This is a genomic window from Streptomyces sp. SID8374 (assembly GCF_009865135.1).
Taxonomy (GTDB): Bacteria; Actinomycetota; Actinomycetes; order Streptomycetales; family Streptomycetaceae; genus Streptomyces.
On sequence record NZ_WWGH01000001.1, the window covers coordinates 1,286,761 to 1,300,121 of the forward strand.

At 73.6% G+C, this 13,361-nt stretch carries 11 protein-coding genes and 1 riboswitch; of the genes, 8 read left to right on the forward strand and 3 right to left on the reverse strand.

Going from position 1 to position 13,361, the window contains the following annotated elements:
* Positions 1-56: 56 nt before the first annotated feature.
* Positions 57-1,184 carry a hypothetical protein gene (locus GTY67_RS05790; protein WP_161277988.1) on the reverse strand — a complete coding sequence of 376 codons (1,128 nt, stop codon included), beginning with the start codon at positions 1,182-1,184 and terminating at the stop codon, positions 57-59.
* Between the two features lie 80 nt (positions 1,185-1,264).
* On the reverse strand, positions 1,265-1,924 hold the full coding sequence (locus tag GTY67_RS05795; protein WP_161277989.1) for a class II aldolase/adducin family protein: 660 nt from the start codon (positions 1,922-1,924) through the stop codon (positions 1,265-1,267).
* 277 nt (positions 1,925-2,201) lie between these two features.
* Here GTY67_RS05795 and GTY67_RS05800 point away from each other — a divergent pair, with 277 nt between their 5' ends.
* From GTY67_RS05800 to GTY67_RS05830, 7 genes are all read left to right on the forward strand, one after another.
* Entirely contained in the window at positions 2,202-3,470 is a 1,269-nt protein-coding gene (locus GTY67_RS05800) for an inorganic phosphate transporter (protein ID WP_093688262.1), read from the forward strand.
* Between the two features lie 12 nt (positions 3,471-3,482).
* Positions 3,483-3,713 carry a hypothetical protein gene (locus GTY67_RS05805; protein WP_161277990.1) on the forward strand — a complete coding sequence of 77 codons (231 nt, stop codon included), beginning with the start codon at positions 3,483-3,485 and terminating at the stop codon, positions 3,711-3,713.
* 148 nt (positions 3,714-3,861) lie between these two features.
* A riboswitch (cobalamin riboswitch) is annotated at positions 3,862-3,996 on the forward strand.
* A 137-nt stretch (positions 3,997-4,133) separates the two neighbouring features.
* The gene (locus GTY67_RS05810) at positions 4,134-5,114 is read left to right on the forward strand and encodes a cobalamin biosynthesis protein (protein ID WP_161277991.1); all 981 of its coding nucleotides are present in this window, start codon (positions 4,134-4,136) and stop codon (positions 5,112-5,114) included.
* Positions 5,111-6,793, forward strand: a complete 1,683-nt coding sequence (locus tag GTY67_RS05815; RefSeq protein ID WP_161277992.1) for a cobyric acid synthase — start codon at positions 5,111-5,113, stop codon at positions 6,791-6,793. Before GTY67_RS05810 ends, GTY67_RS05815 begins: the two co-directional genes overlap by 4 nt.
* The gene (locus GTY67_RS05820; protein WP_161277993.1) at positions 6,790-8,829 is read left to right on the forward strand and encodes a putative cobaltochelatase; all 2,040 of its coding nucleotides are present in this window, start codon (positions 6,790-6,792) and stop codon (positions 8,827-8,829) included. Before GTY67_RS05815 ends, GTY67_RS05820 begins: the two co-directional genes overlap by 4 nt.
* Positions 8,829-9,428 (forward strand): cob(I)yrinic acid a,c-diamide adenosyltransferase, encoded by a 600-nt coding sequence (cobO, locus tag GTY67_RS05825; protein WP_026237554.1) that lies wholly within the window; start codon positions 8,829-8,831, stop codon positions 9,426-9,428. The genes GTY67_RS05820 and cobO overlap by 1 nt, the downstream gene beginning before the upstream one ends.
* Complete coding sequence (locus tag GTY67_RS05830; RefSeq protein ID WP_161277994.1) at positions 9,422-10,774, forward strand: cobyrinate a,c-diamide synthase; 1,353 nt, start codon at positions 9,422-9,424, stop codon at positions 10,772-10,774. The genes cobO and GTY67_RS05830 overlap by 7 nt, the downstream gene beginning before the upstream one ends.
* Before the next feature lie 34 nt (positions 10,775-10,808).
* Here the strand turns inward: GTY67_RS05830 and GTY67_RS05835 are convergent, their stop codons facing one another.
* Positions 10,809-11,531, reverse strand: a complete 723-nt coding sequence (locus GTY67_RS05835; RefSeq protein WP_161277995.1) for a ZIP family metal transporter — start codon at positions 11,529-11,531, stop codon at positions 10,809-10,811.
* A gap of 218 nt (positions 11,532-11,749) precedes the next feature.
* Here GTY67_RS05835 and cobC point away from each other — a divergent pair, with 218 nt between their 5' ends.
* On the forward strand, positions 11,750-13,318 hold the full coding sequence (cobC, locus tag GTY67_RS05840) for an Rv2231c family pyridoxal phosphate-dependent protein CobC (RefSeq protein WP_161277996.1): 1,569 nt from the start codon (positions 11,750-11,752) through the stop codon (positions 13,316-13,318).
* Positions 13,319-13,361 lie beyond the last annotated feature (43 nt).

Below are 13,361 nucleotides of genomic sequence, written 5' to 3' on the forward strand. Positions count from 1 at the left end.
GGTCGCCGCGCGGTTTCCCGGGGCCGGTGACCAAAGGGACCGATCCCCGCATCACCTCACATCAGGGGCGTGAGGAAGCGCCTGAGGGCCTCTTCGTAGCGGGCGGGATCGGCGTTCCACATCGACGCATGCGGAGCCTGCTGTACGGCGTGGAGGCTGACCAGGTCCGGCCGGCGGGCGGCGAGCGCCTCGGAGGGGCCCCAGGGGGCGATCGTGTCGTCCGGGCCGTGCAGGATCAGCGTCGGGGCGGGCAGCGCGTCGGCCAGGGAGGCGTCGAGGAGCGGTGCCGTGGTCATCCCGGTCCGGCCCTGGGCTGCGCGGACGGCCAGCGGCAGCAGGGCGGCGGGGACTCCGCGGGCGGCGGCCAGGGCGCGCAGGGTGGTCGTCCAGTCCAGGACCGGGGAGTCCAGGACGAGGCCGCCGACGCGCTCGCGGAGCGGGGAGTTCACGGCGGCGTGCAGGGCCGTGGAGGCGCCGGTGGACCAGCCGTACAGGATCACGTTCCGGGCGCCGTAGCGGACGGCGAAGCGCATCGCGGCGTCCAGGTCGCGCCACTCGGAGGCGCCGAGGTGGCCGAGGCCGTCGGCGGGGCGGGGGGCTCCGGCGTCGCCCCGGTAGGCGATGTCCAGCACGGGGAGCTGCTGGCCGCTCAGGAAGCCCATCAGGTTCATGGGGTGCGCGCGGGTGGTGCCGAGGCCGTGCGCGGTGATGACCCAGGTGTCGCGGTCGCCGGGGACCCACCAGGCGGGCAGTCCGCCGAGCTCGCCGGGGATCTCGACCTCCCGGTACTCCAGGCCGAGGGCGCTGCCCGGGTCCCCGCGGTACAGCTCGGGGGTGAGGCGGACCTTGTCGCCCGGCTCCAGGACGCCGTGGGTGATCTGCTCCAGGGTGCGCACGACGGTGTCGGCGGTGGACTCGGCCCCCTCGACGACGGGGCCGACCACGGCGTGGACGCCGGGGCCCTCGATGCCGTACGTACCGGGGCGCAGCGCGGTGAGGGAGCGGGTCAGGGTGACCTGCCGGATCGCCGTGGCGTGCACGGTGAGTCTGCGGTCGGTGGGGAGGGGTCGTCCGGGCGCCGCCTTGAGGGCGGCGTCGCTGGCGTACCGGCCGGCCGCGACCGCTGCCGCTCCGGCGCCGAGGATCGTGGTGACGGCCGTTGCCGTCGCAGTTGCCGGGCGCACCGCTTCAGTGTCGTGGGGCGGGCGGCGCGATGCCAGTGGGCGGGGGCCGTCCGGTGCGGCGGGGCGGGCGGTGCGCCGGGTCAGCCGGGCTGCCCGTACCCCTTGAGCGCCTCGGTCACCTCGGCCAGCTGGGCTTCGCTGAGCAGGGCCGGGGTGCGGCCCGGCAGCGCGCTCGCGGTGAGCCAGAGGCGGCAGAGCCACTCCAGTTGGGCGGTGCGTTCATAGGCCTGGTCGAGGGTGGCGCCGTAGGTGACGGTGCCGTGGTTGGCCAGCAGGCAGCCGGTGCGGTCCTGGAGGGCGGTGAGCATGGATGCGGCCAGCTCGGGGGTGCCGTAGCGGGCGTAGGGAGCGGTGCGGACGGGGCCGCCGAGGATGGCGGCCGCGTAGTGCACGAGCGGCACCTCGGTGACGAGGGTGGAGACGGCGGTGGCGTGCACCGCGTGGGTGTGGACCACGGCGGCGGCGTCGGTCTCCCCGTAGACGGCGAGGTGGAGGGGGAGTTCGCTGGTCGGCTTCAGCTCGCCGAGGACCTGGCGGCCGTCCAGGCCGACGCCGACGGCGTCCCCGGGTCCGAGCCGGTCGTAGGGCACGCCGCTGGGGGTCACCAGGACCAGGTCTCCGACGCGGGCCGACACATTGCCGGAGGTGCCGACGACCAGGCCTTCGGCGGCGCTCCGGCGGGCGGTCGCGACCACGTCCCGCCAGGCCAGGGCGACGGATTCCGGCTGCTGCTCGCTCATGGGGCGAGCGTAGGGGCGGTGGCCGGAAACCGGAACGTCGTCCCCCACGTGACGGGGATCTCTTCCGGGGCCGGATGTGACCGTCAAAAACTTCGCCAACGAGGAGCAAAGGGCAGACCAGCCCGTGCCCCACCCGCGTCCCGCAACCTCACCCGCACACAAGCGGAATCACCGCACTCCGATTCGAGTCACCACAGCGCCCCGCCCAGTTCATCTTCCGTTCACCCAGGTTGCCTACGGTCCACGAGCCACTGACGTCGAACGATTGCCTGGGTAAATGGAACACATCACGCTGCTGCTCGCGATTGTGGTCGTGACAGCTCTCGTGTTCGATTTCACGAACGGTTTCCACGACACCGCCAACGCGATGGCAACGACCATCTCGACCGGCGCACTGAAGCCCAAGACAGCGGTGGCCATGTCCGCCGTTCTCAACCTCATCGGCGCGTTCCTGTCAGTGGAGGTCGCCAAGACGATCTCCGGCGGGATCGTCAACGAGAACGGCCTCAGAACCGAGGTCATCTTCGCGGCGCTCGTCGGCGCCATCCTGTGGAACCTGCTGACCTGGCTGGTCGGCCTGCCCTCCAGCTCCTCCCACGCCCTGTTCGGCGGTCTGATCGGTGCGGCAGTCATGTCGGCCGGCTGGTCCTCGATCAACGGCGGCACCGTCGTCACCAAGGTGCTGCTCCCCGCGATCGCCGCCCCGCTGGTCGCCGGTCTCGCCGCGATGCTGGCCACGAAGCTGACGTACCGGATCAACCGGAACGTCACCGACGAGAACCAGCTCAAGTCGACGGCCAAGGGCTACCGGGCCGGACAGATCGCCTCGGCCGGTCTCGTCTCGCTCGCCCACGGCACCAACGACGCCCAGAAGACGATGGGCATCATCACCCTCGCTTTGGTCACCGGCGGCGTCCTCGCCCCCGGCTCCAACCCGCCGATGTGGGTCATCGTCTCCGCCGGTGTCGCCATCGCGCTCGGCACCTACCTCGGCGGCTGGCGCATCATCCGCACCATGGGCAAGGGCCTCACCGACCTCCAGCCGCCGCAGGGCTTCGCCGCCCAGACCAGCGCGGCCACGGTCATCCTGGCCTCCTCGCACCTCGGCTTCTCGCTCTCCACCACCCAGTCCTGCTCGGGTGCCGTGATGGGCGCGGGCCTCGGCCGCAAGGGCGGCGTGGTCCGCTGGTCCACCGCCACCCGGATGTTCGTCGCCTGGGGCCTGACGCTCCCGGCCGCGGGCCTGGTCGGCGCGGGCGCCGAGTTCCTCACCAAGCAAGGCCCGTGGGGCATCACCACCACCGCGATCCTGCTGGTCGGCGGCTCCTTCGCCATCTGGGTGGCCTCGCGCCGCCAGCCGGTGGACCACACCAACGTCAACGACACCGAGGTCACGGTGGACGACGAGCCCCAGGGTGTCGTCACCACCGCCATGGCCGCGGTCGCGCCGCCGCCCATCGGCGGTCCGGCCGCCGACCTCTCGACCACCATCCCGGCCCCGGCCTCGGCGCCCGACGACACAGCCCGCCCCGCGGCGACGGTGTAAGGACAGATCCGTATGAAAATCGACTGGGCAGCTCTCGCCTCCGTCTTCGGTGTCAGTCTCGTGGTCACCGTCGCGCTGGTCGGCGTCTTCACCCTGGGCATCGTCGCCCTCTCCAAGCTGTCGGCCACGGCCGCCGGCGGCGCCTCCGGCGGTTCGGCCGCACTGGCGCGCACCGGCGCGTACGCCTGCTTCGCGGCGTGCGCGGCGGCGGTCGCGTACGGGATCTATCTGATCGTCGCCTGACGCGCCCCACCGCACTCCTTCGGGCCGGACACACCACCGTGTGTCCGGCCCGATGTGCGTCTGCGCACACTGGACCTCCGCAGGTCAACAGCAAGTTGACGGCCGTTCTCGCAGCGTGGTGGACTGCCGGAGCCATTTACGGCGACAGAAGAGGAAGCCGGTGCGAATCCGGCGCGGTCCCGCCACTGTCACCGGGGAGCACTCCCCCACACCGGATGTCACGGCCCTCCGCACGAGGGCTGGAAGGCCGGGGGAACTGCGGATCCGGGAAGCCAGGAGACTCTTGTCGCCGGTCACGTCGAACCAGGGCGCGGACCCTGAGTGAGGACATAAGCCATGCCCGGCCGCCGTGCGCCGCACCCTGTGCCTCTTCCCGTACCTCTTCATGCCGGAACGCCTCTGCCCGCGGCGGCCTGAACCGTGCGTGCCGATCGTGTCTTCGCGTACGGCGCCACCGCCGGGCTGATCGCCGACGCGGCCCTCGGCGACCCTCGGCGGGGCCACCCCGTGGCCGGTTTCGGCCGGGCAGCCGCGCGGGTGGAGTCCCTGCTGTGGCGTGACGACCGGGGCCGGGGCGCACTGCACACCCTGCTGTGCGCCGGAGGCGCCGTGGGGGCCGCCGCACTGGCCGCCCGTGCCGTACAGGGACGCCCCGCGCTCGCCGTCGCGCTGACGGCCGCCACCACGTGGTCGGTCGTCGGCGGTACGTCGCTGGGCCGGGAGGCCCGTGCCATCGGGGGCGCGCTGGCCGCCGGGGACCTGGAGGTGGCCCGGGAGCGGCTGCCGCATCTGTGCGGGCGCGATCCGCACTCCCTGGACGGGCCGCAGATCGCCCGCGCCGTGGTGGAGTCGGTCGCGGAGAACACCTCGGACGCCGTCGTCGGCGCGCTGGTGTGGGGCGCCATCGGCGGGGTGCCGGGGCTCGTCGGCTTCCGGGCCGTGAACACCCTCGACGCGATGGTCGGCCACAAGTCGCCCCGTTACCGCCGTTACGGCTGGGCCTCGGCCCGTCTGGACGACCTCGCGGGGTGGCCCGGCGCCCGGTTGACGGCCGCGCTGGCTGTCGTGGCGGGCGGGCGGCCCTCGGAGGCCGTACGCGCCTGGAAGGCGGACGCGGGGCGCCATCCGAGCCCGAACGCCGGGCCGGTGGAGGCCGCGTTCGCGGGGGCGCTCGGCGTACGGCTCGGCGGGACGCTGGCGTACGCGGGGCGCGTCGAACACCGGCCGGTCCTGAACGGGGCGTCCGGGCGGGACGTGCGGAGCGCCGACATCGAACGCGCGGTGCGGCTGTCGCGGCGCGTGAGTGTGCTGGCCCTCGGGGTGTCTGTGGTGGGGCGGACGGTCGCGGGGCGCGTGGTCGCGGGGCGAACAGTCATGGGACGGAAGCGGGGACGGGCATGAGCGGTGGGCTGCTGGTCGCGGGGACCACATCGGACGCGGGCAAGAGCGTCGTCACAGCGGGGATCTGCCGGTGGCTGGTGCGCCGGGGCGTGAAGGTCGCGCCGTTCAAGGCGCAGAACATGTCCCTCAACTCCTTCGTCACCCGCGAGGGCGCGGAGATCGGCCGCGCGCAGGCCATGCAGGCGCAGGCCGCCCGGGTGGAGCCGACCGCGCTGATGAACCCGGTGCTGCTGAAGCCGGGCAGCGACCGGTCCAGCCAGGTCGTGCTGATGGGCAAGCCGGTGGGCGAGATGAGCGCCCGGGGCTACCACGGGGGCCGGCAGGAGGCGCTGCTCGGGACGGTCACCGACTGTCTGGAGCAGCTGCGGTCGACGTACGACGCGGTGATCTGCGAAGGGGCGGGGTCCCCTGCGGAGATCAACCTGCGGCGGACCGACATCGTGAACATGGGGATCGCGCGGGCGGCCCGCTTCCCCGTGCTGGTGGTCGGGGACATCGACCGGGGCGGGGTCTTCGCCTCCTTCTTCGGGACGACGGCGCTGCTGAGCGCGGAGGACCAGGCGCTGGTCGCGGGGTACCTGGTGAACAAGTTCCGGGGTGACGTCTCGCTGCTGGAACCGGGGCTGGACATGCTGTACGGGCTCACCGGACGGCGGACGTACGGGGTGCTGCCGTTCACCCATGGGCTCGGTATCGACGAGGAGGACGGCCTGCGGGTCTCCCTGCGGGGTGCGGTACGGGAGTCGGTCGTGGCGCCGCCCCATGGGGATGACGTGCTGCGGGTCGCCGTCTGCGCGGTGCCGTTGATGTCGAACTTCACGGACGTGGACGCGCTGGCCGCCGAACCGGGCGTCGTCGTGCGGTTCGTGGACCGGCCCGATGAGCTGGCCGACGCGGACCTGGTCGTCGTGCCCGGGACGCGCGGCACGGTGAAAGCGCTGGCCTGGCTGCGGGAGCGGGGGCTCGCGGAGGCGCTGGTGCGGCGGGCGCGTGAGGGGCGGCCGGTGCTGGGGATCTGCGGCGGGTTCCAGGTGCTCGGTGAGCGGATCGAGGACGAGGTGGAGTCGCGGGCGGGGGTCGTGGACGGGCTGGGCCTGCTGCCGGTGCGGGTGCGCTTCGACCGGGCCAAGACGCTGGCGCGGCCGGTGGGTTGGGCCCTCGGGGAGCCGGTGGAGGGGTACGAGATCCACCACGGGGTCGCCGATGTGCGGGGCGGGGAGCCGTTCCTGGACGGGTGCCGGGTGGGGTCGGTCTGGGGGACGCACTGGCACGGGTCGCTGGAGAGCGATGGGTTCCGGCGGCGGTTCCTGGAGGAGGTGGCCCGGGGGGCCGGGCGGCGGTTCGTGCCTGCGCCGGACACGCGGTTCGGGGTGTTGCGGGAGGAGCAGCTGGATCGGCTGGGGGATCTGGTGGAGGAGCACGCGGACACGGATGCGTTGTGGCGGTTGATCGAGGGGGGTGCGCCTGGGGGGTTGCCGTTCGTGCCGCCGGGGGCGCCGGTGTTGGGGGCGGGTGCGGGGACGGGCGCTGGTGCGGCGGAGAGCCGGGGCGCTGCCCCGGGCCCCGCTCCTCAATCGCCGGAGGGGCTTGATTCTGCTTCCCCGGAGCCGCTGGGAGAGGCCCGAACGTCCCACGGGCTTGGAATTGCTGTTGTTGACGTCGACGAGGAGGCCAAGTGAGTACGCCGTATCCCTTCACCGCGATCGTCGGGCAGGACGACCTGCGGCTCGGGTTGTTGTTGAACGCGGTCAGTCCGGCCGTCGGTGGTGTGCTCGTGCGGGGCGAGAAGGGGACCGCCAAGTCCACCGCCGTCCGCGCCTTGGCCGCCCTCATGCCCGAGGTCTCCGTCGTACCGGGGTGCCGGTTCTCCTGTGATCCGGTCTCCCCCGATCCCGCGTGTCCCGACGGGCCCCACGCCGAGGCCGCCGGTGTGTCGCGGCCGGCGCGGACCGTGGAGCTGCCCGTCGGCGCGTCCGAGGACCGGCTCGTGGGGGCGCTGGACATCGAACGGGCGCTCTCCGAGGGCGTGAAGGCGTTCGAGCCGGGGTTGCTGGCCGACGCGCACCGCGGGATCCTGTACGTCGACGAGGTCAACCTCCTCCACGACCACCTGGTGGACCTGCTGCTGGACGCGGCCGCCATGGGTGCCTCGTACGTGGAGCGCGAAGGCGTCTCCGTACGGCATGCGGCACGGTTCCTGCTGGTCGGGACGATGAACCCGGAAGAGGGCGAGCTGCGGCCGCAGTTGCTGGACCGGTTCGGGCTGACCGTCGAGGTGGCCGCCTCCCGGGACACCGACGAGCGGGTGGAGGTCGTACGGCGCCGGCTCGCGTACGACGACGATCCCGAGGGGTTCGCGGCTCGCTGGGCCGAGGAGGAGACGGCGCTCCGGGAGCGCATCGCCGCCGCGCGTGCCCTGCTCCCCCGCGTCGTGCTCGGTGACGGCGTGCTGCGGCAGATCGCCGCGACCTGCGCCGCGTTCGAGGTCGACGGGATGCGGGCCGACATCGTGATGGCCCGTACCGCGACCGCGCTCGCCGCCTGGGCCGGGCGTGAGGAGGTCACCGCCGACGACGTACGGCAGGCCGCCCTTCTGGCGCTCCCCCACCGGCGGCGCCGCAACCCGTTCGACGCGCCGGGTCTGGACGAGGACAAGCTGGATCAGACCCTGGACGAGGCGGGCCCGCAGCAGGACAGCGACCCGGGCGACGACGATCCTGACCCCGGCCCGGACGGCGGTGGCGACGGTGGTGGAGGCGGTGGCGTACCGCCCCAGGCCGACGGCGACCGCACCCCGCCGCAGGCCTCCGAAGGCGGCGACACGCCGTCCCAGGCCCCCGAAGGCTCCCCCGACGCGCCCGGCCGCTCCGCCGGGGCCGAGCAGCAGCCGGTGGCGGCCGCCGAGCCGTTCCGTACGAAGATGCTCAGCGTGCCGGGGCTGGGGGAAGGCGCTGCCGGGCGGCGTTCCCGGGCCCGTACAGCCCATGGTCGGACCACAGGAGCGGCCCGACCACAGGGGGCTCTGACCAAGCTGCACCTGGCCGCGACCGTGCAGGCCGCCGCCCCCCACCAGCGGGCGCGCGGGCGGTCCGGGCGCGGGCTCGTGGTGCGGCGGGACGATCTGCGGCAGGCGACCCGGGAGGGGCGTGAGGGCAACCTCGTGCTGTTCGTCGTGGACGCCTCCGGGTCGATGGCGGCCCGGCAGCGGATGAGCGCGGTCAAGGGGGCCGTGCTGTCGCTGCTGCTGGACGCCTACCAGCGGCGGGACAAGGTCGGCCTGGTCACCTTCCGGGGCAAGGACGCCGAGGTGGCGCTGCCGCCGACCTCGTCCGTGGACGCGGCCGCAGCCCGGCTGGAGTCGCTGCCGACCGGTGGCCGCACCCCGCTGTCCGCCGGGCTGCTGAAGGCCCATGACGTGCTGCGGGTGGAGCGGCTGCGCGATCCGTCGCGGCGGCCGCTGCTCGTCGTCGTCACGGACGGCCGGGCGACCGGCGGTCCGGAGCCGGTGGCGCTCGCGGGGCGGGCAGCGCGGCTGCACCAGGCCGAGGGGACCGCCTCGGTCGTCGTGGACTGCGAGTCGGGGTACGTACGCCTCGGTCTCGCCGGGGAACTCGCCCGGGAACTGGGAGGCACCGCCGTCACACTCGACGAACTGCGGGCCGACTCGATCGCCGGGCTCGTCAAGGACGTCACCGCAGCCGGGAGGGCCGCTTAATGCCGCAGGGACAGCCGACATCGGTGCCGGACGACGGGCTCACCACCCGTCAGCGGCGCAACCGCCCGCTCCTGTTCGTCCACACGGGCATCGGGAAGGGCAAGTCGACGGCCGCGTTCGGGCTCGCGCTGCGGGCCTGGAACCAGGGGTGGCCGATCGGGGTGTTCCAGTTCGTGAAGTCGGCGAAGTGGAAGGTCGGCGAGGAGAACGCGCTGAAGGTGCTGGGCGCGAGCGGCGAGGGCGGCACGGTCGACTGGCACAAGATGGGCGAGGGCTGGTCCTGGGTCCAGCGCGACGGCCAGCTGGACAACGAGGAGAAGGCCCGCGAGGGCTGGGAGCAGGTCAAGCGCGACCTGGCGGCGGAGACGTACAAGCTGTATGTGCTGGACGAGTTCGCCTACCCGCTGCACTGGGGCTGGATCGACACCGACGAGGTCGTCGAGGTCATGCGGAACCGGCCCGGCACCCAGCACGTGGTGATCACCGGCCGCAACGCGCCGGACGCGCTCATCGAGGCGGCCGACCTGGTGACCGACATGTCGAAGGTCAAGCACCCGATGGACGCGGGGCAGAAGGGCCAGAGGGGCATCGAGTGGTGAGTACGCCCCGCCTGGTCATCGCCGCTCCGGCCTCCGGCAGCGGCAAGACCACCGTCGCCACCGGCCTGATGGCCGCCTTCGCCGCGCGCGGGCTCGCCGTCTCGCCGCACAAGGTGGGCCCGGACTACATAGATCCCGGGTACCACTCGCTGGCGACGGGCCGCCCCGGCCGCAACCTCGACGCGTACATGTGCGGGACGGATCTCATCGCCCCGCTCTTCGCGCACGGGTCGGCGGGGTGCGACCTCGCCGTGGTCGAGGGGGTGATGGGGCTGTACGACGGTGCCTCGGGCCAAGGGGAGCTGGCGTCCACCGCACAGGTGGCGAAGCTGCTCAGGGCGCCCGTGGTGCTGGTGGTCGACGCCTCCTCGCAGTCCCGGTCGGTGGCTGCCCTGGTGCACGGGTTCGCCTCCTGGGACCCGGAGGTGCGGATCGGCGGGGTGATCCTGAACAAGGTGGCCTCCGACCGGCACGAGGCGCTGTTGCGGGACGCGCTGGACGAGTCGGGGCTTCCGGTGCTCGGTGTGCTGCGCCGGGCGCCTCAGGTGGCCACGCCCTCGCGCCACCTGGGGCTGGTGCCGGTGGCCGAGCGGCAGGGCGATGCGGTGGAGGCCGTACGGGCCATGGGCGAGCGGGTGCTCGCCGGGTGCGACCTGGACGCGCTGATGGCGCTGGCGCGGACGGCGCCCGCGCTGCCGGACGCGCCGTGGGAACCGGCGTACGCCCCGACGCCCGGAGCTGAGAAGCCCGTCGTCGCCGTGGCCGGCGGTGCGGCGTTCACCTTCGCGTACGCGGAACACGCCGAACTGCTGACGGCGGCCGGTGCGGAGGTCGTGGTCTTCGACCCGCTGCGGGACGAGAAGCTGCCGGTGGGCACAGCGGGGCTCGTCATCGGCGGCGGGTTCCCGGAAATGTACGCCCCCGAGCTGTCGGCCAACGAGCCGCTGCGCCGGGCGGTCACCGAACTGGCCCTGAGCGGCGCCCCGGTGGCGGCCGAGTGTGCGGGGCTGCTCTATCTGGCGCGGGAGCTGGACGGGAAGCCGATGTGCGGGGTGCTGGACGCGGAGGCCCGGATGTCGGAGCGGCTCACGCTCGGGTACCGGCAGGCGGTGGCGGTCTCGGACAGTGCGCTGGCGGTCGCCGGGACCCGGATGCGGGGCCATGAGTTCCACCGGACGGTGCTGGAGCCGGGGGCGGGGGCCACGCCCGCCTGGGGCATGCACCAGCCGGAACGGCGGGTGGAGGGGTACGTCCAGCGGGGCGTGCACGCCAGCTATCTGCACACCCACTGGGCGGCCTCCCCCGAGGTGGCCCACCGGTTCGTGGAGCACTGCCGGGTGCGGTGAGGCGTACAAGGGCGCACGCGGGCGCACATGCGGCTCACTCCGCGATGCCGACCACCAGCCAGATGAAGCCCACGCCCCCGATGGTGCAGAGAAGGGTGGAGCGGGCGGGATGGGTGTGGTGCGCCTCGGGAAGAATCTCCGCGGCGGCCAGGTAGAGCAGGGCGCCGCCGAAGAAACCGAGATAGCCGCCGAGCAGTTCCTCCGGAAGGGTGAACAGCAGCGTCGTCGCGGCGCCCACGACCGGTGCCACGGCGGCCGCGAACAGCATCAGGAGCGCCCTGCGGCGGGCGTTCCCGTAAAGACTGGTGAGGGTGTACGTGTTGAATCCGTCGGCGAAGTCATGACTGATCACCGCCAGCGCGACGGCCACGCCCATGGCTCCGCTGACCTGGAAGGCGGCGCCGAGCGCGATGCCGTCCATCAGGCTGTGGCCGACCATCGCGGCGGCCGCCGTGAGCCCCACCTGCGGTACGCGTTCACCGCTCGCCCCGTGTGCCACCTGGCGTACGGCGAGCAGCCCCTCGACCAGATGGGCCACCAGGAAGCCGCCGACGAAGAGCAGCAGGGCGGCGGGCACCCCGAACACCGGGGTCCCCGCGGCCTCCATCGCCTCCGGCAGCAGGTCCAGGCCGACCACGCCGAGCATCAGCCCGCCCGCGAAGCCGAGCACCAGATGGCGGCGGTCCGTGACGCGTTGCGCGACCCAGCCGCCGGCCAGAGTCATCAGGAACGCGCCGAGCGCGACGAACACCGCCATGGGCTCTTGCTAGTCGATCGACCCCGTCGCCCGCATCTCAGGGTGTCCTTACCCCTGCCCTTACCCGTGTCCCCACCCGTGGCGGCCTCACCCGCCCGAACGACGCACCGTGCGACGGGCCATGCGACGCACCGTACGACGAACCGTGTGACGGCCGGATCCGTGACCGTATACGGAACAGCTCCCCCCACCGCTTGATCTGAGAGGCAGGCTCCGCCATGACGACCCCCACACCCGAGCCCGGCGCGCGGAACCTGGTCGTCGGGGTGGGTGCCCGCCGGGGAGCGCCGCTCGGCGAGGTGTACGGCCTGATCGAGGAGACCCTGCACGGGGCGGGGCTGCGTACCGGCGATGTGGTGGAGGTGGCGACCGTCGACGCGAAGGCGGACGAGCCGGGGATCGTGGGGGCGGCCGCCCGGCTCGGGGTGCCGGTGCGGACGTATCCGGCGGCGGCTCTGGCGGCCGTGCGCGTGCCCAACCCGTCGGGCGCGGCGGCCGGGGCGGTGGGCACGCCGTCGGTCGCGGAGGCGGCGGCGCTGATCGAGGCGGACGAGCTGGTGGTGGGGAAGTCCGTCGGCAAGGGGCTCGCGACCTGTGCGGTGGCACGCCGGATTCCGGCCGTCCGCACGCCATTCCCTGTTTCCGGCGAGAAAACTTCCACCCCACTCGTGACGGAAGGCGCCCGCCCGTTCACCATGGCAGCCATGACACCCCCCACACAGAACATCGAGAGCGCCGGGCCCGACCTGCGGCACCACGGCGACGCGGAGGTGCGCGGCGAGAATCTGACCGATCTCGCCGTGAACGTCCGCACCCACACCCCACCGGAGTGGCTGCGCCAGCGGATAGCCGCGTCCCTGGTCTCGCTGGCCGCCTACCCCGACGGCACCCCGGCCCGGGAGGCGGTCGCCGAGCGGCACGGACTGCCGGTGGAACGCGTCCTGTTGACGGCCGGTGCCGCCGAGGCGTTCGTCCTGATCGCCCGGGCGCTCCCGGCCCGGTGCCCGGTGGTCGTGCATCCCCAGTTCACCGAGCCGGAGGCGGCCCTGCGGGCGGCCGGGCACGGGGTGCGGCGAGTGCTGCTGCGGGAGGAGGACGGCTTCCGGCTGGATCCGGCGGCGGTCCCCGACGAGGCGGACCTGGTGGTGGTCGGCAATCCGACCAACCCGACGTCCGTGCTGCACCCGGCGGCCCTGCTGGAGCGGCTGGCCAGACCGGGGCGGACGCTGGTGGTCGACGAGGCGTTCATGGACGTGGTGCCGGGCGAGCGCGAGGCGCTGTGCGGGCGGACGGACATCCCGGGTCTGGTCGTGCTGCGCAGCCTCACCAAGACGTGGGGGCTGGCCGGGCTGAGGATCGGTTACGTCCTGGCCGACCCGGAGACCATCGCGCTGCTGGCCGAGGCGCAGCCGCTGTGGCCGGTGTCGTCCCCGGCGCTGGCGGCGGCCCAGGCGTGCATGGAGCCGAGGGCGCTGGTGGAGGCGGCCGAGGCGGCGGACCGGATCACCGTGGACCGGGCCCATTTGCTGGCCGGGCTCGCGGAGTTCAGCGAGGTGCGGGCGGTCGAGGAGGCGCGGGGCCCGTTCGTGCTGGTGCGGCTGGAGCGGGCGGCGGAGATCCGGGAGCGGCTGCGGCTGCTGGGTTTCGCGGCCCGGCGCGGCGATACGTTCCCGGGGCTGGGGCCGCAGTGGCTGCGGCTGGCCGTCCGCGACCGGGCGACGACCAACCGCTTCCTCCAGGCCTTGGACCAGGCGGTCCAGGCGCTGCCCGCGCGAACGGGGCGCTGAGGGAGACCCTGGGCCTGTCGCCGAACGGCCGGCGACAGGCCCT